This is a genomic window from Janthinobacterium sp. LM6, from assembly GCF_002002885.1.
Classification (GTDB): domain Bacteria; phylum Pseudomonadota; class Gammaproteobacteria; order Burkholderiales; family Burkholderiaceae_D; genus Janthinobacterium; species Janthinobacterium kumbetense.
Map to the genome: position 1 here is coordinate 3,403,921 of NZ_CP019510.1, position 23,007 is coordinate 3,426,927.

Sequence of the window (23,007 nt, forward strand, 5' to 3'; positions counted from 1 at the left end):
GACGGCGATGCTCAGGCCGCAACCCTTCGGAGCACATGCATATGGACAGCAAGGCGGATAGCAAGGTGGACGGCAAGGCGGGCGTGGTGGCGGTGGTGGGGCTAGGTTATGTGGGCTTGCAGCTGGCCGTGGCGTTCGGCATGCGCCAGCGCACGATCGGCTTCGACTTGTCGGCACGCAAGGTGGAAAGCTACCGGCGCCACATCGACCCGACGGGCGAAGTCAGCCATGAACAGTTGCTGGCGGCGCAAGGGCTGAGCGTCGGCTGCGATCCGGCCGAGCTGCAACTGGCCGATTTCATCGTCGTGGCCGTGCCCACGCCCGTCGACAGCGCGCACAATCCCGATTTCTCGGCCCTGGCCGGCGCCAGCGCGGCCGTCGGCCGCCACATGCGGCGCGGCGCCATCGTCATCTACGAGTCCACCGTGTATCCGGGCGCCACCGAGGAAATCTGCATCCCGCTCCTGGAACAGCATTCGGGCCTGCGCTGGAAAGAAGACTTCCACGTGGGCTTTTCGCCCGAGCGCATCAACCCGGGCGACCGCGACCATACCCTGCACAGCATCCGCAAGGTGGTCTCGGGCGACGACGCCGCCACGCTCGACAAGGTGGCCGCCCTGTACGAAGGCGTGGTCGAGGCGGGCGTGCACCGGGCATCGAGCATCCGCGTGGCCGAGGCGGCCAAGGTCATCGAAAACACGCAGCGCGACCTGAATATCGCGCTGATGAACGAGCTGGCCATCATCTTCGACCGCATCGGCATCGACACCCTGGAAGTGCTGCAGGCGGCGGGCACGAAATGGAATTTCCTGCCGTTCCGTCCCGGCCTGGTGGGCGGCCACTGCATCGGCGTCGACCCCTATTATTTGACGCACAAGGCGGAAATGCTGGGCTACCACCCGCACGTGATCCTGGCCGGGCGCCGCATCAACGACGGCATGGCCAAGTTCGTGGCGGAAAAGACCATCAAGGAAATGGTGCGCGCCGGTTTCAAACTGAAGGGGGCGCACGTGAACGTGCTGGGCCTGACCTTCAAGGAAAATTGCCCGGACTTGCGCAACTCGAAAGTGGTCGACATGATCCACGAACTGCAATCGTACGGCGTGCAGGTGCACGTGCACGACCCCGTCGCCGATGGCCGCGAAGCGCTGGAAGAATACGGCCTGACCCTGGAAAGCTGGGAGCAGCTGCCGCGGGCCGAGGCCATCATCAGCGCCGTCTCGCACCAGGCCCTGCTGGCCCGCCCGTTGGCGGATTTCCAGGCCAAGGTGCAGGAAAACGGCTGCTTCATCGACATCAAATCGCATTTCGACCCCCGTCCGCTGGAAGACGGCGGCTTGCACGTGTGGCGGCTGTGATGGCGGCCGGTGCCTTCGATCGGGCGGCGGGCGCGGCGCAAGGCGCCTCCGCTGGCGCTTCCAATGGCGTTATCGCTGGCGGCCCGGCTGCCGGCGCGTACGCGCTGGCCTGCGAACGGCTGGCGCAGGCGCCGCGCCGCTGGCTGGTGACGGGCGTGGCGGGCTTCATCGGTTCGCACTTGCTGGAAACCCTGCTGAACCTGGGGCAGGAAGTGCGCGGCCTCGACAATTTCATGACGGGCCACCGCCACAACCTGGAGCAGGTGCGCGCCAGCGTGGGCGAGCAGGCGTGGCGGCGCTTCACCTTCATCGAAGGCGATATCCGCGACCCGCAAGCGTGCGCGCGCGCGTGCGGAGCAGGCGCAGGCATGGCCGGCAGTGCCGGCATGGCAGGCGCAGGCGGCGTTGCCGGTGCCGACATCGCCGGTATCGGCGCCGCTCATGCCGCGCGCCATGCGAGTCGTGCCGCCGGTGCAAGCGACGGCGGCAGCGAACCTCCGGACGGCCGTGCCGTTCCGGACGGTTCCGGCGCCGGTGACGGCGTCGCTGTCGACTATGTGCTGCACCAGGCGGCGCTCGGTTCCGTCTCCCGTTCGCTGGAAGACCCGCTGCTTTGCCACGCCGTCAATGTCAGCGGCTTCCTGAACATGCTGGCCGCCGCGCGCGACGCGGGCGTGCGGCGCTTCGTGTATGCCGCTTCCAGCGCCACGTATGGCGACCATCCGGACTTGCCGAAAGTGGAACAACACATCGGCGCGCCCCTGTCGCCGTACGCCCTGAGCAAATATGTCAATGAACTGTATGCGCAAGTGTATGCGCGCTGCTACGCCATGCAGACGGTGGGGCTGCGCTACTTCAATGTCTTCGGTCCGCGCCAGGACCCGCTGGGCGCCTACGCGGCCGTCATTCCCCGCTGGATCGCCGCCATGCTGGACAACGAGGCCGTGCACATCCACGGCGACGGCGCCACCAGCCGCGACTTTTGCTTCGTGCACAATGCCGTGCAGGCGAATCTCCTCGCCGCCACAGGCACCGACCCGGCGGCCGTCAACCAGGTCTACAACGTGGCCGTCAACGCCCGCACCAGCCTGACGCAGCTGCACGCCACGATGCAGCAGATGCTGCTTGCCGCCCGCCCGCAGCACGTGCCGCAGGCGCCGCAGTACGGCGAGTTTCGCGCCGGCGACGTGCGCCATTCGCAGGCGGACATCGCCAAGGCGGCCCGCTTGCTCGGCTATGCGCCCACGCACGACCTGGCGCAAGGCTTGCGGCACACCATCGCCTGGTATGCGGCGCAGGCGGACGGGGCTTGAAAAACACGCTGGCCAGGGAGGCATAGCCGGCCGCCGCTGCGGTGCGCGCGCAGGCGGCCGACGCAGTCCGTGTCCGGCACTGGCCATCGGCAACTTTTCGTTGCCAGATATGCATGCCCGATGTATGTACCCGATATGCATGCCCGATATACGCACCAGATGTACATGCACATACCCGATATACGTACCAGATATACGTAGCAGATATGCCTACCAGATACCCATGCCGGATGCGCAGGCTCGATACTCGTCCTGCCGCCTGCCGCCTGCCGCCTGCCGCCTGGCCGCGAAACCGCGAAACCGCGAAACCGATTGGTGCATGCTGCCTGGCGTTCAGCGTTGCGCGGGCGGCGCTGTCGGCGTTGCTGATGTTGTTGCTGACGCTGTCGGCGCGGGCGGCTCGGGTACGCCGTCACTCTTGCTGCGCAGCACCCGGGGCGTGCCCCGAAAGTCGGCCGTATGCAGGGTGACGGGACGGCGCCAGACGCGGGCGATATACGCCAGCACCTGTTCCGCCCGCTCCAGGTCGAGGCCGCGCCCATCGCGCAGGTGGTCGTGGCGCAGCACCAGGCTGCCGTCGTCGTTGAGCAGGGTGACGGCGATGCACGGTGCGCCATAGTTGTATTTGGGCGCCAGGATGGCTTCGCGGATGACCCGCAAGTCGCGGCTGGCCAGCCGTGTTTCGCCGTCGCGGCGGCTTTCATGCACGAACAGGCCCAGGCGGTCAGCCAGTTCGCCGTCCAGATAGTTGCGAATAAAACTGCAGTCATCGTCGTCGCGGCAAATCTGGCGCGCCCGCGCCATTCCTTCGCGTTCGATGATGTGTTCCCACATGCAGAAGCCCAGGTGATAGGGATTGACGGCCAGCGCCTGCTGGTGCTCGCCCGCGTATGGGCGCACCACGTCGGAGTGCGACTTGAGGGCGGCCAGGTACAGGGCCGGCGGCAGGAAGTCCGCTTCGCGCAGCAGCCGCGCATGCCAGTACGAGGCCCAGCCTTCGTTCATGATCTGGCAGGCGTACACGGGATAGAAGTAAAACGACTCTTCGCGCACGGCCAGGAAAATATCGCGCTCCCAGTCGGCCAGGTCCGGCCCATATTGCGCAAGGAACCATAGTAAATCGTATTCGGGCTGCGGCGGCAGGAGCGGGCGCTGCGTCACGCGGGCCCGTGCCGCCTCGCGCGCCGCCAGCGCGGCCGCTTCGCCGGGCAGGCGCCGGTAGCGTTGTGCAAACGGATCGTCCCCCCCGGCGCCGCCACGCCTGCCGGCGACACCGGCCGGTCCGGACAGCGTGGCATAGGGCGCGCGGTGCAGCTCGGCGTGGATGTCCACGTGCTGTTCCAGCGCCAGTGCAGCGTCGAGCACGGCTTCCACCTGTTCCTGCCCGTGGCATTGCAGCGCCATTTCCAGACGTTGCGCCCGCGCCGCGCTCTGTTCCAGGATGTGCTGGCCCGCCATGGCGCCGAAACGCAGGAACAGGGCGTTGCGGCTGGCGAAATCGGCATGGCCCAGCACATGGGCCGTGACGAGGGTGTTTTCCGCCACGGAATTGTGTTCGGCCATGTAGGCATGGCAAGGGTCGCCGGGAAACATGACTTCGAACATATGCGAGTTGCCCATCTTCTGGTGCACGAGCTGGTGGATGTAGCGCACGCCGAACGACCAGTGGCGCATGCGCACGGGCAATCCATAGATGGCGATCTCGGCCATGAAACTGTCCGGTACGAGCTCGAACTCGACGGGGGCGAACGCCAGCCCCAGCTGCCGCGCCAGCGCTTCGATGCGGGCCGCGTAGCCGTCCAGGCCAGTTGTGTTCGCTTTGTCCGCCGTATCGGCCGTGTCGGCGTGGCGTGGGGCGTCATGCCGCGTCATGCCGTATCCTCCGTATCGGCCGCCTCGTGCCGGAAAAAAGTGCGGATGGCTTCCCACACGTCGTCGCTCTTGCCGAGGATGCTGCTGTGCAAGGGCAAGCCGCGCCGTTCCTGCTCGGCGAACAAGCTGTGCATTTCAGTTTCCAGGCTGCGCGGCACGCCGGGCACGGTTTCCACATAGCCCATATAGTTGAGCAAGACGGCCAGTTCGCCCAGGGCCACGCCGGCCGGCCCCCGGTCTTCGCTGAAATTCTCGCCATCGGAGGCATAGAACAGATAGGCGTTGTAGCGGCCCGGCGCGTAGTGTTCCTGCAGCAATTCGCGGCTCAGGCGAAACGCGGTGGAAGCCATGGTGCCGCCCATGCCATTGACCTGGAAGAACTCGGCTTCGGAAAATTCCCAGGCCCGCGTCGTATGGGCGATAAAGCGCGTTTCCACGCGCGCATACCTGCGGCGCAAGCCTTGCAAGGCAAAGAAAAAGAACGATTTGGCCAGCTTGCGCTCGGGCTGCGCCATGCTGGCCGACACGTCCAGCACGAAAAACACGACGGCGTTCGTGCTGGGCCGGGGTTGCGGCAGCACCTGGCGGTAGCGCAAGTCTTCATTCGTGAAGGGCACAGGCTGCGCTTGCAGGGCGCGCCGCTTGATGGCTTCCTTGACGGTGCGCCGCCGATCCAGCCGCGAACGGGCGCCATGCCGGTCCAGGCCGCTACGCACGAGCCGCACGTCATCGATGGCGCCCAGGTGGCGCGGCGTCAGGTGCGGCAATTCGAAGGCGTCCCACAGCCAGTCGAGTATGTCGTCGATGGGAAACTCCAGCAGCAGGCGCACGGCCCCCTCGCCATCGCCGCCGTCACCTTGCGTGCCGGCCCCGCCCGTGGCGGCTGGCCGGGCCGGGCGCAGGATATCGCCGGGCTGGCCGTCACCCTGGCCCGCGCCCAGACTGCTGCGCGCGGACGCCAGGCGGAAACGCACATGTTCGAGCAGGCGCATGGGCACTTGCACCGTGCGCTGCTGCGGCCCGCCGATCAGGTCGGGCGTGGCGACCAGCTCGGGCAAGTGCGCCTGCACGGCTTCGCGCACTTTCTGGTTGTGGCGCAGCCAGTCGCGCGCGCCGCGCGAGAACAGCGCGTACCAGGGCCGGGCCAGGGTTGGCGCGGCGCCCGTCGACGCCGCCGCGCCGGCGCAACCGGCCGTGGCGGCGGGGTCTGCGGTGCCTGAGGGGGCCGTGGAATCACCCCATGCCGGACGGGCATCCTGTTTGCCGCTGCCTGGCGTCGTGGTGGCGGCCATGGCTATTCCTGCGCCAGCAAGGTGGTCACGTAGTTGAGCGCTTCGCGCGCGCTATGGGCGTCATAGCCATATTCATCGACCAGGCGCTGTTCGACGGCGGAGATCCTGGCCCGCACGTCGTCGTCGGGCCGCTTGGCCGAGCCGACCAGGCGCAGCACGTCGCGCCGCTGCTCGAACAGGTATTGCTGGATGGCGTCGTGCAATTGCGCATGGCTGGCCAGGCCAAACGCTTCGCCCCGCTTGAACGCGCTCATGGCCTTGCGCACCACTTCTTGCCGGAAGGATTGTTTGCCCGAGTCGCTGATGTGGATTTTTTCTTCCACGGCGCGCAGGAAGCGCTCGTCGGGACGGCGCTCTTCGCTGGTGATGGGATCGCGGATCTGGCGGTTGTCGAGCATGGCTTCGACTTCATCGAGATATTTGTTCAGCAAGTCTTGCGCTTCTTGCTCGAATGACACAAACAAGGCCTTGTGCACGTCGGCCTTGACCCAGCGGTTATAGAAATCCTTGCGCGTGAGCACCAGGTAATCGACCCATTTGCGCTTGCGCCGCGGTTCGATGCGCGCATCGTTTTCGATGCCGTCTTTCAGGGCCAGCAGCACGTCCATGGTGGACAGGCTGTTGCGCTGGGCGGAAATGATGGCGTGCGACAGGGCATTGATGACGAAGCGGGGCGACACGCCCGACAGGCCCTCGTCGGGCGACTTGTCGCGCTCGCGCATGCGGCGCAGGTCGGCAGGTTGCAAGTCGTCCACATCTTCGTTCGCGTAGATGCGCAGTTTCTTGACCAGTTCGGCCTCCTTGTCCTCGCCCTCGGGCATGCGGCTGAGGATGGCAAACACGGCCGCCGCATGCAGCACGTGCGGGTCGAGGTGCACGTCGCGGAAGGCGGGCGCGGCCGCGAGGATCAGCTTGCGGTAGATGCGCGCTTCCTCGCGGTAATTGAGCGTATAGGGCACTTGCACGATGACCATGCGGTCGAGCAGCGCCTCGTTTTCGCTCTCTTGCAGGAATTTGCGGAATTCGGCCAGATTCGTGTGCGCGAGGATGGTCTCGTCGAGGTAGATCAGGGGGAAGCGCGACACCTTGACATTCTTTTCCTGCGTCAGGGTCAATAGTAAATAGAGGAATTCCCGCTTGACCTTGAGGATTTCGATCATTTCCAGCATGCCGCGGCTGGCCGCATACACGGCGCCGGACCACGACCAGGCGCGCGGATCGCCTTCGTCGCCGTATTGCGCCACTTTCGACAGGTCGACGGAACCGACCAGGTCGGCCAGGTCGGCCGTCGTGGGATCGTGCGGCGCATACGTGCCGATGCCGCAGCGGCCCGCCTCGGACAAATGGATGCGCTCGACGGGCATGCGCAGGAAGTCGCCCGCATACTGCTCTTCCAGGCGGGCGCGGCAATGTGGACACAGTTCGCCCTGCAGCTCTGCATCATAGCTGGCGCGAAAGTCGGCCCTCATGCTGTGCGGCACCAGATGCAGCGGCGATTCGTGCACGGGACAGCCGGCGATGCCGTACAGCGCGCCTTCGCTGCTGTGGCTGTACTCTTCCAGGCCCCGCTTGAGCAGGATCACCATGGTCGACTTGCCGCCCGATGGCGGGCCCAGCAACAGCAACATGCGCCGGCCTACTTCGGAGCCGGCAGCGGCCGCCTTGAAGTAGGCGGCGACCCGGTCGATCGCCTCGTCGATGCCGAACAGCTCGTCGTCGAACAGGCGGCAGCGGAAGCGCCCGTTGCCGTCGGTCTGGCCATTCCAGCGCATCATGTCCCACAGGTACTGGTGCGCGCTGCGCGTCAGCAGGGCGGCGCGGCCGGGCAGGATTTGCTCGAGGAAGTCGGCAAAACTGCCGCGCCAGGGCGTGATGCGGTGTTTTTCCGCCCAGGCCGCCATGCCGTGCACGAAACCCGCATGCTGGGCCGCGCCACCGGCGTCTGTCGTATTGTCGCCGGCTGGAGTGTCGCCGGCTGACGCCGCTGCCGCAGGGGCGTCGTCGGATTGGCGTGTGATACCAGGGCTCGTCATTGTTTCCCCATCCTTGCTGTTGCTGGCGTTGCTGGCGTTGCTGCCGTGGAGCAGGCCCGGTTCCAGCCTGTCGGCCAAGTATACGGCGGCGCCTCTGCCCGCACGCCTGATCCCGCTCAACCTTGACGAGGGAACTATTTTTGCACTCGCTGCACCCATTGGGGCAGGGCAGCCAGGCATCCGCACGGTTCAATCCAGATCAATACCGGCCCGCGCAGCCCGTCCACACTGGAAGCTTGCGGCGACCCACGAGGAGAACACGATGATAGGCAACGAGAATGGTTTCAGCGCCCCGCCGGGCGGCAGCGGCAGGGGCCAGAGCGTGGACGATGAAGAGGCCGTCGGCCAATTTTCCGTCCCCGGCGAAGACGACAATACGATCGAGAGCGCGTCCGTCGCGGACGTGCCCGACGCCCTGAGCGGCGTCAGCATGGAATTGCTGGAAATCAAGCGCAGCATCGAGGACGGCATGCGGCAAAGCATCGCGCAAGCGGGCGGCGCGCGCGCGGCCGACGCCTTCAGCGACAGCGGCAATATCCAGGGCGTGTCCATCGGCCTGGGCGAGGGCGCCAGCGACAGCTCGTCCGGTGAACCGGGCTTGCCGGCCCTGACCCTGTACGTGGCCGAACCCACTTCCGTCGACCGCGCCAAGGCCGCCATCGTGGGCGCCATGGGCGTGCGCGCCATGGCCAGCGACAAGGTGCCCGTCAACATCGTCGTCACGGGCGTGATCGATGCGCAGCCGCACCGTTTCCGCTTGCGCCCGGCGCCGGGCGGCGTGTCGGTCGGGCATTTCCGCATCACGGCCGGCACCATCGGCTGCCTGGCCGTGGGGCGCAGCGCGCCGCGCAACAGCCGCCTGATGATTCTTAGCAATAATCACGTGCTGGCAAATTCCAACGGCGGCGTGTTCAACGATTGCATCGTGCAGCCTGGCCCCATCGACGGCGGCCGCTGCCCGCAAGACCAGGTGGCCGTGCTCGAGCGTTTCGTGCCCATCAATTTCAGCGGCGGCGTCAATTTTGTCGATTGCGCCACCGGCTGGGCCTGGCCAGACAGGGTACGTCCGGAACTGGTCTACCTGAGCGGCGGCGTGCCCGCGTACTTCCGCATCAGCAATGCGCTCGTGGCGCCCGCACTGGGCATGATGGTCGGCAAGTCCGGGCGCACGACGCAATTGACGCAGGGCCGCATCACGGGCCTGGGCGCGACCATCAACGTCAATTACGGCGGCGGCAGGATCGCGCTGTTCCAGGACCAGATCGCCATCACGGGCGTCAGCGGGGCGTTCAGCGCGGGCGGCGATTCCGGCTCGTCCATCTGGACCTGGAACCAGCAGCGCAATCCCGTCGGCCTGCTGTTTGCCGGCGGCGGCAACATCACGTTTGCCAACCAGATGCGGCGCGTGGTGGCGGCGCTCGACATCAATTTATACACTTGAGCACGCTTTAGGAGCCGGCCGGGCGGCCCCGCGCCGCCTTGCCTGACGCTGTTTTTTGCACGATGATGATCTTGCTCAAGTCTTGCTCAAGGGCGGCCGCCGCGCAGGGTCTTGGCCGGCGAAGCGTGCTGCAGCGCCGGATGGGCGGGTGTATCATGCAAGGGATCGGGAGGGTTTGTCATATCAGGAGGATGTGTCATGTCAAACAGTAAGTTCGCACAATCGCCATATGCCGTCTTCGAGGACGCCGCCATGCCGTATTTGCCGGATGCCCCTCCTGGACAGGGCCCGGGGCAGCATGCCCAGGCCGCGCCGCCAGGCCGCCTGGAAGCGGCCCGGCGACGCAACGAGCGGGCGCTGATGGCCATCGACGGCGTGGAAGGCGTCAGCCTGGGGCAGACGGCCGTGGGCAAGGAAGCGCTCGTCGTGTACCTGCGCGACTCGTCCGTCAAGCGGCGCGTGCCGTTGCAGGTCGACGGTTATCCCGTAGAAACGAGCATCACGGGCCAGATCGATATCCAGCGCTGGTAGGCAAGCGAGCCCGACGGCCAGGCCGCCGGGCTGCGCATAGCCGCAGGAAGACCTGTTGCCAGGCCTTTGGCTTCGCTTATCCGCCCGCCTTATTTGCTCAGGCGGCCGATCGCTTCAGCCACGCCCGCGCCATAGGCGGGGTCGCACAGGGTGCAGTTGCCGATGTGGCGTTGCTTGACTTGCTCCGAGGCGCCCGAGATGGCGCGCGCCGTGTTGTCGAACAAGGCTTGCTGCTGCGCCGCGGTCATCAAGCGGAACAGGGCGCGCGGCTGCGAATAGTAATCTTCGTCGACACGGTGGTTCCAGTGGTCGGCCGCGCCTTCGATGCTGAGCGGCGGTTCACGGAAATCGGGCTGTTCGGCCCACTCCTGTTCGCTGTTCGGTTCATAGCCCAAGGTCCCGCCCTGATTGCCGTCGACCCGCATCTGGCCGTCGCGGTGATAGCTGTGGAACGGGCATTTCGGCGCGTTGACGGGGATATGGCTGTGGTTCACGCCGAGGCGGTAGCGCTGCGCGTCGCCATACGAGAACAGCCGGCCCTGCAGCATCTTGTCCGGCGAAAAGCTGATGCCGGGCACCACGTTGGCCGGATTGAAGGCCGATTGTTCCACTTCCGCGAAATGGTTGTCGGCATTGCGGTTCAGCTCCAGCACGCCCACCTCGATCAGCGGATAGTCGCCGTGCGGCCACACTTTCGACAGGTCGAACGGGTTGAGGTGATACGTGCCTGCCTCTTTTTCCGGCATGATCTGCACGTACAGGGTCCAGCGGGGGAAATCCTTGTTTTCGATGCTTTCGTACAGGTCGCGGTGCGAGCTTTCGCGGTCCTTGCCCACCAGTTCCTCCGCTTCGGCATCCGTCAGGTTTTGAATCCCTTGCTGGGTTTTAAACGTGAACTTGACCCAGAAACGCTCGTTTTGCGCATTCAGGAAGCTGAAGGTATGGCTGCCGAAGCCGTGCATGTGGCGGAAGCTGCGCGGCAAGCCCCGGTCGCTCATCACCACGGTCACCTGGTGCAGGGCTTCCGGCAGCGAGGTCCAGAAGTCCCAGTTGCTGTTGGCGCTGCGCAAGCCCGTGCGCGGATCGCGCTTGATGGCGTGATTCAAATCGGGGAATTTCAAGGGGTCGCGCATGAAAAACACGGGCGTGTTGTTGCCGACCAGGTCCCAGTTGCCTTCTTCCGTGTAAAACTTCAGGGCGAAGCCGCGGATATCGCGTTCCGCGTCCGCCGCGCCCCGTTCGCCCGCCACCGTGGAAAAGCGCGCGAACATCGGCGTTTTCTTGCCCACTGCGCCAAAGATTTTCGCCCGCGTGTAGCGCGTGATGTCGTGCGTGACGGTAAACGTGCCGTGCGCGCCGGAACCCTTGGCATGCATGCGGCGCTCGGGAATGACTTCGCGGTCGAAGTGGGCCAGCTTTTCCAGGAACCACACATCTTGCAGCAGGGCGGGGCCGCGCGGGCCGGCCGTCTGGATGTTCTGGTTGTCGACTACGGGCGCGCCAAAGGCGGTGGTCAGCTTTTTCATTGGACTCTTTCTTTATAGGGGAGGTCAACGGACGAGCCAGGGCCTACCCAAACACTGGCTGGGCTGAGCGTGTACGACGTGCTCACCGAGGCTGGTCCAGAGTAACAAATTTCTAAAAAGCAAATTCAGTGTAATCCATTTCGGAGCCGGCAACAGCCCCGCCGCGTCCGGGGAAGCGGCTTGCCCATCATAGCCTCTCGGCCTTGTCCAGCCCAACACGATTGACCGAGCGCAAAGCGCAGCGTGATTTTCCGACGTATTGGCGATATGTTTGGTTATGTCACCGTCAAGTGTGGGAATGCTCCCAGCGTTGCTTTCAATAACGTTTCTGCTGAGCGGATGCGCCTGGCGTCGAGTATCCAGCGCCAGCCCAGGTAATTCGGCAGGTAGCGCGTCGCCACGCCGCGAAAGGGGCGCAGCCAGTCCCGCAGACGGCTGTGATACGCATTGACGTTCTGCACATGCGCGGCACCCTGCACACAGATGCCGGCGCGCAAGTTGACGGCCTGGTGGCTGATGCCCGCTTCCCTGGCAAACGCCCGGTAGGCGGCATGGCCATCCGTTACCAGCAGGACATCCTTATCGATGACGGGCAACAAGCAGCGGTGCAGCTGTGCCTTCGTCAACGCCCCTTTGCCCGTGACGAAATCGAGGGTCTGGCCTGTACGGTCGCGCGCCACCAGGATACAGACTTGCTCATCGGAAATGCCACGCTGACGGGCATGGCCGCCCCGGCGGCGGGCCGGACGCGTCATCTGCCTGGATCCTTTTTCCGATTCCAGCACATATAACTCGTCCGCCTCGGCAATACCATGCAGGCCATGCGGCCGGTCCGTTTTTGCCAACGATAAAAACCGGTGGCGCCAGCGAAACGTGGTGTTGCGGTGCAGTCCCAGCTGCTGAGCGGCCTGGCGTACCGACCTGGAATCGAGCAGGCAATCGGCATAGGCGATCCACAACGATTTATGGCGCAAACGGGACAGCGGCGTGCCCGTCAAGGCATTGAAAGTGCGCCCGCACGGCACGCAGCGGTAGCGCTGCAAGCCATGCGCATGGCCATGCCGGTGCAACTGATGCGAGTGGCAGGCGGGACAGGCCAAGCGCGGCTGCGCCACGCTTTCCAGCAGCGCGACGGTCGCGTCGTGTGGCGCGTTGCCACGCAGCAAGGCCATGCCTGCCTGCCGCTGGCGCCGGTTCAGGTAAGCAAACTGTGCGATAAAGCTGATCCAGTCGGCTGGCTGCATGATCTGCTCCCTGTATGGTGAATATGCAGAGTCAGATAGCGCAGCCGACGGAAGATTCCGGCATTTCCCCTATTTGCCGATGACAGAGCCATATGTTTTGGCGGTATCAGCGATATTTGGCCCAGTTCGCCCGCAACCACGTCAGCACGGCGGCATGGCCGCGTATGTCGGCGGGCAAGTGGCGCTGGATCAGCCGTTCGCATTTGAGCGCCGTCGCCAGGCTGCCGCCGGACCAGCTGTTGCAGCTGTACAGCACTTCATACCATTCGTGGCGGTTCAGCAAGGTGCTGTCGGGGATGCCGCGCTGCGCCGGGTCGTCGCCCGCCGCCGGGCCATCCGGATAGCTGAACTGCAAGTCGCTCTTTGTCATGGGCCCCAACCGGTGATCTGCCATGCCTGCCTCCCGGTAAAATTGTGCGCGAACACCTGTCCGCGCCAGGCAAGCTTATGCCACCGGCAAGCATTCCATTCAGCAATATGGGCTGGCCTTGACCTGGCTTAAAACTTGTTCCAGTTATTGTGCCGGTGCTCCGTCGCTTCCTTCATCAGGTGGCCGGCGCGCAGGGCGTCGTCCGCTTGCACCGTCATGGCCAATTCCTGGATGGCGGGCGGGTATTCGTGATGGGCCGCTTCTTCCAGCAATTCGCGGCCTTTCGCCAGGTCGCGCGGCACGCCGCGGCCTTCGCGGTAGGCGTTGTACAGCAGGAACATGGCGTGTGGATTGCCCAGCTCGCTGGACTTGTCCAGCCAGTGCGCGGCGGTCACGGGGTCTTTCGGCACGCCTTCGCCATTCGCCGCAAGCAAACCCAGCATCAGGGCCGCCTTCGCGTGGCCTTGCTGCGCCGCCTGGCGGTACCATAGCCAGGCCTGGGCCGGCGTGGCCGCGCGCAGCATCTGGCCCAGCTCGAAGGCCGCTTCCGTGTCGCCCGCGCGGGCCGCCTGTTCGAACAGGCTCAAGGCCTCGGCACGGCGTTCGGCACGGGGCTGGTAAATCAGCGCCAGTTCGCGCTCGGCGACGGGCATGTCCTTGCCGGCCCAGCTGCGCACCTTGCGCTCGGCCTGGTGGTCGCCCGCCTGGCGCGCATGCATGGCGACGGCTTCGATTTCCGCCGCCGTGGGCGGTGGCGACGCCTGGCAAGCGGCCAGGACGGCGGCCAGCACGACGGCGGGCAGGGAGAGTGCGTGTTTCATTGGGATCAACTTTCATCAAAACGGGCCGGCACTGCGCTTGTTCCGGCCCTCGGACCTTATTTGCTCAGGTCGATGCGGTACTTGGCAAAGCCGCTGGCGTCGAGTCCGCCTTCGGCCGCCACGTTGGTGATGCCGCTGCCTTGCGCCAGCGCCAGATGGCCGGGCGCCGAGCGCAGGATCACGGGACCGGCCGTGGCCGTCTTGACGAAGCTCCAGCTGCGCGCGCTGCCATTGTTGGCCAGGGTCACCTTGCCGCCCTTGGTGCTCAGCGACGCCAGGTAGTTGCTGACCACGGCCTGATTCGCATCGGGCGATTTGATGATGGTCTTGCTGCCGTCGATGCCCGGCACGGCGCCGCCGCCGCCGGCGCGGTAGTCGTTGGTGGCGACGATGAAATCATCGCCATCGGCGACCGCCGCCCCCTTGTACGTGAGGTTGACGATGCGGCTGCCCGGCTTTTTCGTCACGTCGATCTGGTACGTCAGCGCATTGTTTTCCGCGTAGAACACGTCATAGTTATAGATCGTGCCATACGACGGCACCAGGTCTTGCTCGGCGCTGCTGGCCGGGTCGATCTGGTTGAATTGTTTGGCCGACGTTTCCAGCCACGCTTTCAAGTCCGCGCCCTTGATTTTCACGGCTTGCAGGTTGTTATTGCTATACAAATACAAGTCGCCCGGGTTGCGCACTTGCAAGCCGACCGGCGCGGCCGGGGAGGCGCCAGCGGCCACGTCCGTGAAGTCCGATGGCCCGTTGCGGCCCGCCTTGAACGGCGCGCTGCAGGAAATGACGGGGATGTTCTTGTAGCTGGACAAGGTGGCATCCGTGCTGGTGGCGATGAAATTTTTCACGTAATCGAGCTGCGCCTGGTTCACCAGCTGGATGGCGCTGACGTCGCCCACCAGCGCGAAGTAGGCGGACATCTCGAAATCCGTGCTGATGCCCAGCGGCTGCTTGGCGTAGGCGATGGTGGCCGCGTGCTCGGTGGCGACCAGCGGGGCGATGGCCGGGTCGGCTTTGACGAGGGTCTTGCCATCCGTGTATTTGAAGCCGCGCGATTCCACCGTCGTCTTGGCCGGCTGCACCACCCACTTGCCGCCCTGGTAGGCCATGGTCAGCTTGATGATGCCCAGGCGGCGGCCCCAGCTTTGCGCCATGACGGTGGGCACGCCGTTGACGAAGCCGTTCTCGGCATCGATCTTGGCGCTGGCGGGGAAGGCGGCGAACGAGGCGTCCAGGGCGGCCGCGCCCGTTTCCTTGCCTTTCGGGAAGATCAAGTGCGAGTGGCCGATCATCAGCGCGTCGATGCCCGTGCTGGTCAAATGATAACTGCCGTTTTCCATCTTCGGGCTGTAGGGACTGGTGTCCAGGCCGCCGTGCGACAGGGCCACGACGAGGTCGGCGCCCTTGCTGCGCAATTCCGGCACGTATTGTTTCGCCGCTTCCTGCACGCCCGTCACGCTGACTTTGCCAGCGAGCACTTTTTGATCCCATTCGAGGATTTGCGGCGGCACAAAGCTCAGCACGCCCACATTGATTTTCACGGTCAGCTTGCTGCCATCGGGCGCCGTGGCGGCGAAATCGCGGGGCAGCAAAGTGTAGGGCTGGAAAATCGGCTTGCCGCTGGACACGCCGACGACATTGCTCAGCACGGAAGGGAAGGCGGGCGCGCCGCACGTGCCCGTCGGCTTGGCCACGCCGGGAATACCGAAATCCGTGTTGGTGATCTGGCTCAGGTAAGGCAAGCCGTAGTTGAATTCGTGGTTGCCCATGCCGCCCGCATCGTATTTCAGCGCGTTCATGGCCTTGTGCACGGCCAAGGTGCCGCTGCAAGGCACGGGTGCGGCCACGGCCTGCAGGTCGGCCAGCAAGGTGCCCTGGATGACGTCGCCATCATCGAGCAAGACGTTGTTCGGATTTTCCGCGCGCGCCGCCTGGATCAGGGTCGACGTGCGTTCCAGGCCCAGGCTCGTGTCTTCGGCCAGCGCGTAATAGTTATAGCTGAGGACATTCGAGTGGATATCCGTGGTTTCCAGCAAGGCGACGGTGACCGTCGTGCCTTCGGGAATGGCCGGCGCCGTATTCGAACTGCCGTTGCAACCGACGAGACCTGCACTTGCCAGCGCTGCCAGCATGACCCAATTTGTTTTCATTACCGCCCTCGGAGAGATTCAAAGGACGCGACTGTAACGCCGCCATATGACGCGGCGATGACAGCCGTGCAAGGCGCATGGATTCAGGGGCGCGCGCAGGCGGCCGCGGCCTTGGCTAGCCAGGCCGCATCGACGGGCCCCAGGCGCCGGATGCAGATCCGATGTTCAGAAGTTAGTATCACTGTGTACGGCAAGCCCTTGATTTGATTGCCAAAGGTGGGCAACAAGGCGGGCGCAGCCAGGGCTTGGGAATAGCTGGCGGGGTGGCTGCGCAGGAACGCCTGTGCGGCCGCCCGCGTGTCGATGGCGATGCCGATGACGGGGAGTGTCGGCTGGCTGGCGGCGTGGGCATTGAATATCGGCAACTCCTGGATGCAAGGCAGGCAGTTGCTGGCCCAGAAGTTCAGCACCACGGCCCGGCCGTGGAACTGATCAAGGCGCAGCTTGCCGCCGGCATCCAGGCGGGGCAAGTTGAAGGACAGCGGCGCGGCGTGCGCCTGGCAGGCGAGCACGAACAATAACGCCGCCCAGCGCGTCATTGCGGCACCACGGCCGCGTCCGTCATGCGGTAATACAGGCCCATGGGGTCGCTGGCCAGCACTTTCAGCTTGCCCTGCACGATGAAGGGGGCATAGCTGAACTTCACGGGCGTCTTGCTTTTGATTTCCACCACGCCTTCCGGACCGGCCGGCAGGCAAAAGGGACAACTGGCCGAGGTGATGGTCAGCAGGAAGTGTTTCTGCTTTTGTCCTGGCTCCAAAGGCATCATGAAGCCTTGCACTTTCACCTCAGTATTGTCGAGCGCGCTGATTGCCGGCGTGTACTTCGGCACCATGCGGCCCTTTTTCGCTTTCACGGTCGTGGCCTGGCCCAGCAGCTTCCACGACACGACGCCGGGCAAGTCCGTCAGCGGGGCGAAGAACGAGGGCGGTTCGTCGGCGGGAGTGGCGCCGGCAGTGCCTGCCAGCAGCGCGCACGCGCTTAATGCCATGATTTTCAACATGTTTTTCCTTTCAGGGGCGCGCCAGCGTGGCGGCGATATCGGTGCGGTAGGCGCGCAGGGCGGGCAGGGCCGCGGCCAGCAAGCCCACCGCCACGGCGATCACGGGCAGCCACGCTTCGCCGGGGATGATGCGCCAGGCTTGCAGGTTCAGGTCCTGCATCGATGCCAGCCAGCCCAGCAAGCCGATGGCCGCATGGCCCAGCAGCCAGCCCAGCGCCGCGCCCGTCGATGACAGCAGCAAGCCTTGCGCCAGCAGCAAGCGCAGCAGTTTGGCGGGCGAGGCGCCCAGGGTGCGCAGGATGGCCAGGTCGGTCTTGCGTTCTTCCAGCGCGCCATACAGGGCCACGAACAGCGACAGGGCCGCCACCAGCAGCACGCCGGCGGCGATCGCCCGCAGCACGGCGATGCCCACGCCCAGCAGATTGAACAGCCGTGCCGCCTCGAAAGCGGGCTGCGCCGCCTGCAGCCGGGCCTGGCTGTTCACCCAGCGGGGCAGGCTGAGGGCGGCCAGGGGAGATGCGTATTGCACCAGCACGGCCGTCAGTTCGCGCCCGGGCGCGCTGGCGGGGTGTTCATCGGGATCCGTTTCATGCACTTGCCACACGGAAGCGACGGGCGTGAGGATCAGCCGGTCCAGCACCGTGCCCGTGGGCGCCAGGATGCCCGTCACCGTGTAGGGCGCGTGGTCGTGCACTTCGCCGCCCGCCGCCAGCCCGTGCGAACCGGCAAAGCTGGCGCCAAGGACCGCGCCCGTCTCGCGCGCGGCGCGGGCGCCGAACACGGCTTGCATCGGCTGCGCGAACGGCGTTCCCTGCGCCAGGTGCGCGCCGTAATGGCCGAGCAGCGCCGCGGTGCTGCCGACGATGCGGAAACCGTGGAAATTGTCGCCCAGCGCGAGCGGGATCGCCGCTTTCACCAGCGGCTGCGCGGCCAGCGCCGCCAGCGCCGTGCCGGGGATGTTGCCGGTCGGAATATCAGCGTGATACACGGACGACAGGATCAGTTGCAGTGGAGACCCTTTCGCGCCCACCACCAGGTCGATTCCTTGCGCATCGCGCTCCGCGTGCTCTTCCAGCTGGGCGGAGACGCCGAGTATGAAGGTCATCATGGCGATGCCGATGGCGACCAGCAGCAGGTTCAGGCTGGACGCCAGCGGTTTGTGGCGCAGGGCGCGCCAGGCGAGGGTGGCCGCGTTCATGCCGCCTGCCTGGCGCGCGGCAGGCGCAGCACGACAGCGTGCGGCAAGGCGGCCAGCACCCTGGCGTCGTGGCTGGCAATCACCAGCGAGGCGCCCACTTGCGCGGCCTGGCTGGCCATCAGCGCGACGACGGCGGCGCAAGCCTCGTCGTCGAGGTTATCCGTCGGCTCGTCGGCCAGGATCAGTTGCGGGCGCAGGACGACGGCGCGCGCGATGGCGGCCCGCTGCCGTTCGCCGCCGCTCAGGGCATGCGGGTAGGCGTCGAGCTTGTCGGCCAGGCCCAACTGGCCCAGCAGGCTGGCTGCGCGGACCGGATCGGGCCGCTGGCCGCTGGCGTAGGCGGGCAACAAGACATTGTCGAGCACGTTCAAGCTGGGCACCAGCGCCAGTTGCTGGGGCAGCAAGCCGACGGCACGGCCGCGCCAGCTGTCGCGCTGGCGCGGCGTCAGGCCGGGCAGGGACGTGCCCGCCACGTCGAGGCGGCCCGCCTGGGGCGTCAGGATGCCGGCCAGCAAATGCAGCAAGGTCGATTTGCCGGAGCCGGATGGTCCCAGCAGCAGGGCGTGGCGCCCGGCGGGCAAATGAAAGGCGGCGATGTCCAGCACGGGGCGGTCGGGGTCATAGCCGTAGGTCAAAGAGGCGAGGTGGAGCATGAAGTTCTTTCGGGTAACTGGCCGGCAGGCAAAGATTGGCGCACAAATGCAACTTGGCTGCATTATAATTCAAACGCAATCGACTTGCATTTAAAATGCGGCCGTCCATTTCTCCCTTGCTTGACAACCCGATCACCCCATCCGAAAGATACCCATGACCCAGCGCAAACTCCCCGTCACCGTCCTGTCCGGCTTTCTCGGCGCCGGCAAGACCACCTTGCTCAACCATATACTGCGCAACCGCGAAGGCAAGCGGGTGGCCGTCATCGTCAATGACATGAGCGAAGTCAATATCGACGCCTCGCTCGTCAAGGACAGCGCCGAGGCGGCCGGCGCGGCCCTGTCGCGCACGGAAGAAAAGCTGGTGGAAATGTCCAACGGCTGCATCTGCTGCACCTTGCGCGACGATCTGCTGCTGGAAGTGCGGCGCCTCGCCGCGGAAGACCGCTTCGATTACTTGCTGATCGAATCGACGGGCGTGGGCGAACCGATGCCCGTGGCCGCCACCTTCGACTTCGAGGACGAGCACGGCGACAGCTTGAACGACGTGGCGCGCATCGACTGCATGGTCACCGTCGTCGACTGCGCCAACCTGCTCAACGATTTCCACAGCGAAGACAGCCTGGAGCAGCGGGGCGAGATCGCGGGCGAGGGCGACGACCGCCAGCTGGCCAATTTGCTCACGGAACAGATCGAATTTGCCAATGTCATCGTCCTCAACAAGGTCGACATGGTGGCGGCGGACGAGCGCCTGCGCGTGCTGGCCATTTTAAAAGCCTTGAATCCCGGCGCGCGCATCATCGAAACGAACCAGTCCATCGTGCCGCTGGACGCCATCCTGGGCACGAATTTGTTCGACCTGGAACAGGCGGCCGGCATGCCGGGCTGGGCCCAGGAGCTGGCCGGCGTGCATGCGCCGGAGACGGAAACGTACGGCATTCGCAGTTTTGTGTACCGCGCGAAAGAGCCGTTCCACGCGCAGCGCCTGCACGATTACATTGCCCAGCCGATCAAGGGCGTGGTGCGTAGCAAGGGATATTTCTGGCTGGCCAGCCGGCCCGAATGGGTGGCCAGCCTGTCCGGCGCGGGCAAGCTGATGAATATCGAACCCGTGGGCCTGTGGTGGGCGTCCGTGCCGAAGGAACGCTGGCCCACGGATGCGGCCTCGCTGGCGGAAGTCAAGGCAGGCTGGAGCGAAACGTATGGCGACCGCTACCAGGAGCTCGTCTTCATCGGCCAGGACATGGACCAGGCCGCCATCGAGGCGGATTTGAAGAAATGTCAATTGAACTATACGGAAACGCGCCAGGGCATGGCCGCCTGGCGCAAGCTGCCCGATCCGTTCCCGCAGTGGCAGCGCATGGAAGAACTGGAAGATTAACCATCGATAGGAAAGACATATGACAGAATTGATCCCCGTCACCATCATCACGGGTTTTCTCGGCAGCGGGAAAACCACCTTGCTCAAGCGCATATTGCAGGGCGATCACGGCGTGCGCATCGCCGTGATCGAGAACGAATTCGCCGCCGAAAGCATCGACCATGGCTTGCTGGTGCAGGACAGCGACGAGCAGATCGTGGAAATGAACAATGGCTGCATCTGCTGCAGCGTGCGCGGCGACTTGATCCGCATCCTGGGCGAGCTGCACGCCAAACGCGCATCCGGCACCATCGCCTTCGACCACGTGATCATCGAAACGACGGGCCTGGCCGCGCCTGGCCCGGTGGCGCAAACCTTCTTTGCGGAGCCGTCCGTCAGCGAGTGCTACATGCTCGACGCCATCCTGACGGTGGTCGATGCGCGCCATGCGCAGCAGCAATTGACGGCGCACAAGGAAGCGCAGGAGCAAGTGGGCTTTGCCGACCGCATCCTGCTGTCGAAGACGGACCTGGTCGGCAAGGACGAGCTGGCCGCGCTGCGCCAGCGATTGATTGCCATCAATGGCCGCGCCAGCATCCAGAAAGTGCGCTTCGGCAATGTGCCCTTGCGCGACATCCTGAACATCCGCGGTTTCAACCTGAACGCCATCGTCGAGCTGGAGCCGGATTTCCTCGGAGAACTGGGGCACCGCCATGGCGACGGCGTGCAATCGTTCGTCTATCACCAGTCCCAGCCCCTCGATCTGCTGCAGGTGGAAAATTTTCTCGATGCCGTGGTGCAACTGTTCGGCAGCCAGCTGATGCGTTACAAGGGCATCCTGTACGTGGCCGACGTGCCGCGCCGCGCCGTCTTCCAGGGCGTGCACATGCTGATGGGCTCGGAACTGGGCGCGCCATGGCGCGACGGCGAGACGCGCGCCAGCAAGATGATCTTCATCGGCCGCGACTTGCCGCTGGATATGCTGACCCGTGGCCTGGACCGTTGCGTGGCCAAGGCGGACAGCCCGGTCGAGGTGGCGGCGTGAGCGTGGAAGCGGGCTTGCCCGCCCTGGCGCTGATCTTTTTGCTGGGCATGCGGCATGGGCTGGAACCGGACCACCTGGCCGCCGTCGACGGCCTGACCCTGCGCAGCCAGGCTGCATCGCCGCGCTGGACGCCGTGGATGGGCGCGCTGTTTGCGCTGGGCCATGGCGTCACCGTGCTGGCCATCGTGGCCGTGGCCGCCGTGGCGTCGCAGCAATTTTCACCGTCGGAAACCGTATTCGGCTGGCTGGAATGGCTGCCCATCGCCTTGCTGCTGCTGATCGCGGCCCTGAATGCGCGCAGCCTGCTGGCCGGCGCGCAACTGGCCGAGGTGCGCGGCCGCCTGCTGCCACGCTGGCTGCGGGGTGCGTCCGGGCCATTCGGCGCCATTCTCGTCGGCATGCTGTTCGCGCTTGTGTTCGACACGGCCGTGCAGGCGGCCGCCTGGGGCTACGCGGCCGTGGCGCTGGGCGGCATGCAGCCGGCCTTGCTGACGGGCCTGGTATTTGCCGTCGGCATGGGCGTGACGGATACCTTCGATGGCTGGGTCACGGCAAAAGTCATGCGCACCGGCCAGAGTGACCTCGTGCGCGCCTTCCGGCGCCGCCTGGGCTGGCCCATCGTCGCCATTTGCGTGGCCATGGCCGCCTGCATGGCGGCCGGCAAGCTCGATGCCGCCTGGTCGCTGCCGGAAAGCTGGACGGCGGCCCTCGGCGCGGCCATGGTGCTGCTGATGGCGGCCCTGTACGGCTGGACCTTGCTGGGTTTGCGCCGCGTGCGTGCCTGAGGCGGGGGCGTGGGTATAATGGAAAAAAACTGCCGGATTCCACCATGCCCGCACCTGAAATCGTCATCCGCCTGCTGACGCCGGCCGACACCGCCGCCTTTTGCGCGCTGCGCCTGCGCGCCATCCTCGATTCGCCCAGCTCGTTTTCCTCGTCGCGCGAGGACGAGCTGGCGCGCACGCCCGAAGAACATGTGCAGCGCATCGCCGGCGGCCCGCTGCACCGGGCGTTCGGCGCCTTCGATGGCGAGCGCCTGGTCGGCTTTGCCGGCTTGCGGCGCGAATCCATGCGGCAACTGTCGCACAAGGCCTTGCTGTGGGGCGTGTTCGTCGATGTGGCGCAGCGGGGCCGTGGCGTGGCGCGGCGTCTCGTGAACGCCTGCATCGAACAGGCCGAGCGCGACCCCGCCGTCATGCAAGTGCATTTGAGCGTGAATGCGGAAAACAATGCCGCCCTGGGCCTGTATGAATCGCTGGGATTTATCGCATATGGCACGGAACCGCGCTCGATGCGCGTGGGCGAGCTATTTTATGACGAGCATCACCTGGCTTTATTGATCAGGTAATGCCGCTGCCGATTACTTGCAGCGCGGGCACAGGCCCTTGATCAGGTAATCGACTTCGCCGCCGCTGAAACCTTCCGGCAAGAGCACGGGCGGCGGCAGCTTGACTTCATTGAAGCAGGTGACGTTCGCGCACTTGGTGCACTGGAAATGCGCGTGTTCGTGCGCCTGGTGGCCGGCGCCCGCGCTGAAGCGCCACACCTGGTCGGTGCCGGCGATGCGGTGCACGAGTTCATTTTCCGTCAGCCATTCCAGCACCCGGTACAGGGTGACGGAATCGATGTCGCTGTCCTGCGACAGCGCTTGCTGGATTTCATGGTGGGTCAGCGAACGGCTTTGCGCCATTAAAAAGTCGAGCACCTTCACGCGCGTCTTGGTGACGCGGGCGTTGGTGTTGCGGATCAGCGATTCGGCTTGCGGTGTAGAAGATGATGTCAACATGATAGGCC

At 65.4% G+C, this 23,007-nt stretch carries 21 protein-coding genes; 8 read left to right on the forward strand and 13 right to left on the reverse strand.

The annotated features are described in order from the left end of the window. The first annotated feature begins 35 nt into the window (after positions 1-35). Both BZG29_RS14970 and BZG29_RS28500 read left to right on the forward strand, forming a co-directional pair. Positions 36-1,358: a nucleotide sugar dehydrogenase gene (locus BZG29_RS14970; RefSeq protein ID WP_077404250.1), complete on the forward strand. Its 1,323-nt coding sequence runs from the start codon at positions 36-38 to the stop codon at positions 1,356-1,358. Then, complete coding sequence (locus BZG29_RS28500) at positions 1,358-2,671, forward strand: SDR family oxidoreductase (RefSeq protein WP_077404253.1); 1,314 nt, start codon at positions 1,358-1,360, stop codon at positions 2,669-2,671. The genes BZG29_RS14970 and BZG29_RS28500 overlap by 1 nt, the downstream gene beginning before the upstream one ends. A 333-nt stretch (positions 2,672-3,004) precedes the next feature. Here BZG29_RS28500 and BZG29_RS14980 read toward each other — a convergent pair whose 3' ends face one another. The 3 genes from BZG29_RS14980 to BZG29_RS14990 are packed head-to-tail and all read right to left on the reverse strand — an operon-like array spanning position 3,005 to position 7,946. Further along, on the reverse strand, positions 3,005-4,543 hold the full coding sequence (locus BZG29_RS14980; RefSeq protein ID WP_077404256.1) for a SpoVR family protein: 1,539 nt from the start codon (positions 4,541-4,543) through the stop codon (positions 3,005-3,007). Next, entirely contained in the window at positions 4,540-5,835 is a 1,296-nt protein-coding gene (locus BZG29_RS14985; protein ID WP_077404260.1) for a DUF444 family protein, read from the reverse strand. The genes BZG29_RS14980 and BZG29_RS14985 overlap by 4 nt, the downstream gene beginning before the upstream one ends. 2 nt (positions 5,836-5,837) lie before the next feature. Next, positions 5,838-7,946 (reverse strand): serine protein kinase, encoded by a 2,109-nt coding sequence (locus tag BZG29_RS14990; RefSeq protein ID WP_253192585.1) that lies wholly within the window; start codon positions 7,944-7,946, stop codon positions 5,838-5,840. A 184-nt stretch (positions 7,947-8,130) separates the two neighbouring features. Between BZG29_RS14990 and BZG29_RS14995 the strand changes: the two genes are divergently transcribed. Both BZG29_RS14995 and BZG29_RS15000 read left to right on the forward strand, forming a co-directional pair. After that, complete coding sequence (locus tag BZG29_RS14995; RefSeq protein WP_077404263.1) at positions 8,131-9,309, forward strand: hypothetical protein; 1,179 nt, start codon at positions 8,131-8,133, stop codon at positions 9,307-9,309. A 198-nt stretch (positions 9,310-9,507) separates the two neighbouring features. Next, the gene (locus BZG29_RS15000; protein ID WP_077404266.1) at positions 9,508-9,840 is read left to right on the forward strand and encodes a hypothetical protein; all 333 of its coding nucleotides are present in this window, start codon (positions 9,508-9,510) and stop codon (positions 9,838-9,840) included. An 89-nt stretch (positions 9,841-9,929) separates the two neighbouring features. Here the strand turns inward: BZG29_RS15000 and BZG29_RS15005 are convergent, their stop codons facing one another. The 9 genes from BZG29_RS15005 to BZG29_RS15045 form a co-directional block, all read right to left on the reverse strand. Then, positions 9,930-11,366 carry a catalase gene (locus tag BZG29_RS15005; RefSeq protein WP_077404269.1) on the reverse strand — a complete coding sequence of 479 codons (1,437 nt, stop codon included), beginning with the start codon at positions 11,364-11,366 and terminating at the stop codon, positions 9,930-9,932. Between the two features lie 275 nt (positions 11,367-11,641). Then, a complete protein-coding gene (locus BZG29_RS15010) occupies positions 11,642-12,610 on the reverse strand; it encodes an IS1595 family transposase (protein WP_077404273.1) in 969 nt (322 codons plus the stop codon). Between the two features lie 106 nt (positions 12,611-12,716). Next, positions 12,717-12,980 carry a hypothetical protein gene (locus tag BZG29_RS15015; protein ID WP_077404276.1) on the reverse strand — a complete coding sequence of 88 codons (264 nt, stop codon included), beginning with the start codon at positions 12,978-12,980 and terminating at the stop codon, positions 12,717-12,719. A gap of 128 nt (positions 12,981-13,108) precedes the next feature. Next, positions 13,109-13,801 (reverse strand): tetratricopeptide repeat protein, encoded by a 693-nt coding sequence (locus BZG29_RS15020; RefSeq protein WP_077404279.1) that lies wholly within the window; start codon positions 13,799-13,801, stop codon positions 13,109-13,111. 56 nt (positions 13,802-13,857) lie between these two features. Continuing rightward, entirely contained in the window at positions 13,858-15,954 is a 2,097-nt protein-coding gene (locus tag BZG29_RS15025) for a bifunctional 2',3'-cyclic-nucleotide 2'-phosphodiesterase/3'-nucleotidase (protein ID WP_077404282.1), read from the reverse strand. 83 nt (positions 15,955-16,037) lie between these two features. Further along, positions 16,038-16,493, reverse strand: coding sequence for a TlpA disulfide reductase family protein (locus tag BZG29_RS15030; RefSeq protein WP_077404285.1), 456 nt, complete (start codon positions 16,491-16,493; stop codon positions 16,038-16,040). Next, positions 16,490-16,957 (reverse strand): DUF3299 domain-containing protein, encoded by a 468-nt coding sequence (locus BZG29_RS15035; RefSeq protein WP_077404288.1) that lies wholly within the window; start codon positions 16,955-16,957, stop codon positions 16,490-16,492. Before BZG29_RS15035 ends, BZG29_RS15030 begins: the two co-directional genes overlap by 4 nt. A 10-nt stretch (positions 16,958-16,967) precedes the next feature. Next, on the reverse strand, positions 16,968-18,155 hold the full coding sequence (locus BZG29_RS15040) for an FtsX-like permease family protein (protein ID WP_077404291.1): 1,188 nt from the start codon (positions 18,153-18,155) through the stop codon (positions 16,968-16,970). Next, positions 18,152-18,808 (reverse strand): ATP-binding cassette domain-containing protein, encoded by a 657-nt coding sequence (locus tag BZG29_RS15045; RefSeq protein ID WP_171985024.1) that lies wholly within the window; start codon positions 18,806-18,808, stop codon positions 18,152-18,154. Before BZG29_RS15045 ends, BZG29_RS15040 begins: the two co-directional genes overlap by 4 nt. A gap of 154 nt (positions 18,809-18,962) precedes the next feature. On the opposite strand from BZG29_RS15045, the gene zigA reads away from it, so the two are divergent. The 4 genes from zigA to BZG29_RS15065 are packed head-to-tail and all read left to right on the forward strand — an operon-like array spanning position 18,963 to position 22,561. Beyond that, positions 18,963-20,189, forward strand: coding sequence for a zinc metallochaperone GTPase ZigA (gene zigA, locus BZG29_RS15050; RefSeq protein ID WP_077404297.1), 1,227 nt, complete (start codon positions 18,963-18,965; stop codon positions 20,187-20,189). A 19-nt stretch (positions 20,190-20,208) separates the two neighbouring features. Further along, positions 20,209-21,213 (forward strand): GTP-binding protein, encoded by a 1,005-nt coding sequence (locus tag BZG29_RS15055; protein ID WP_077404301.1) that lies wholly within the window; start codon positions 20,209-20,211, stop codon positions 21,211-21,213. Further along, positions 21,210-21,998, forward strand: a complete 789-nt coding sequence (locus tag BZG29_RS15060; protein WP_077404304.1) for a hypothetical protein — start codon at positions 21,210-21,212, stop codon at positions 21,996-21,998. The genes BZG29_RS15055 and BZG29_RS15060 overlap by 4 nt, the downstream gene beginning before the upstream one ends. Positions 21,999-22,042: 44 nt before the next feature. Next, positions 22,043-22,561, forward strand: a complete 519-nt coding sequence (locus BZG29_RS15065) for a GNAT family N-acetyltransferase (RefSeq protein WP_077404307.1) — start codon at positions 22,043-22,045, stop codon at positions 22,559-22,561. A gap of 12 nt (positions 22,562-22,573) precedes the next feature. Here BZG29_RS15065 and BZG29_RS15070 read toward each other — a convergent pair whose 3' ends face one another. Further along, entirely contained in the window at positions 22,574-22,999 is a 426-nt protein-coding gene (locus BZG29_RS15070) for a transcriptional repressor (RefSeq protein WP_034748338.1), read from the reverse strand. Between the last annotated feature and the right edge of the window lie 8 nt (positions 23,000-23,007).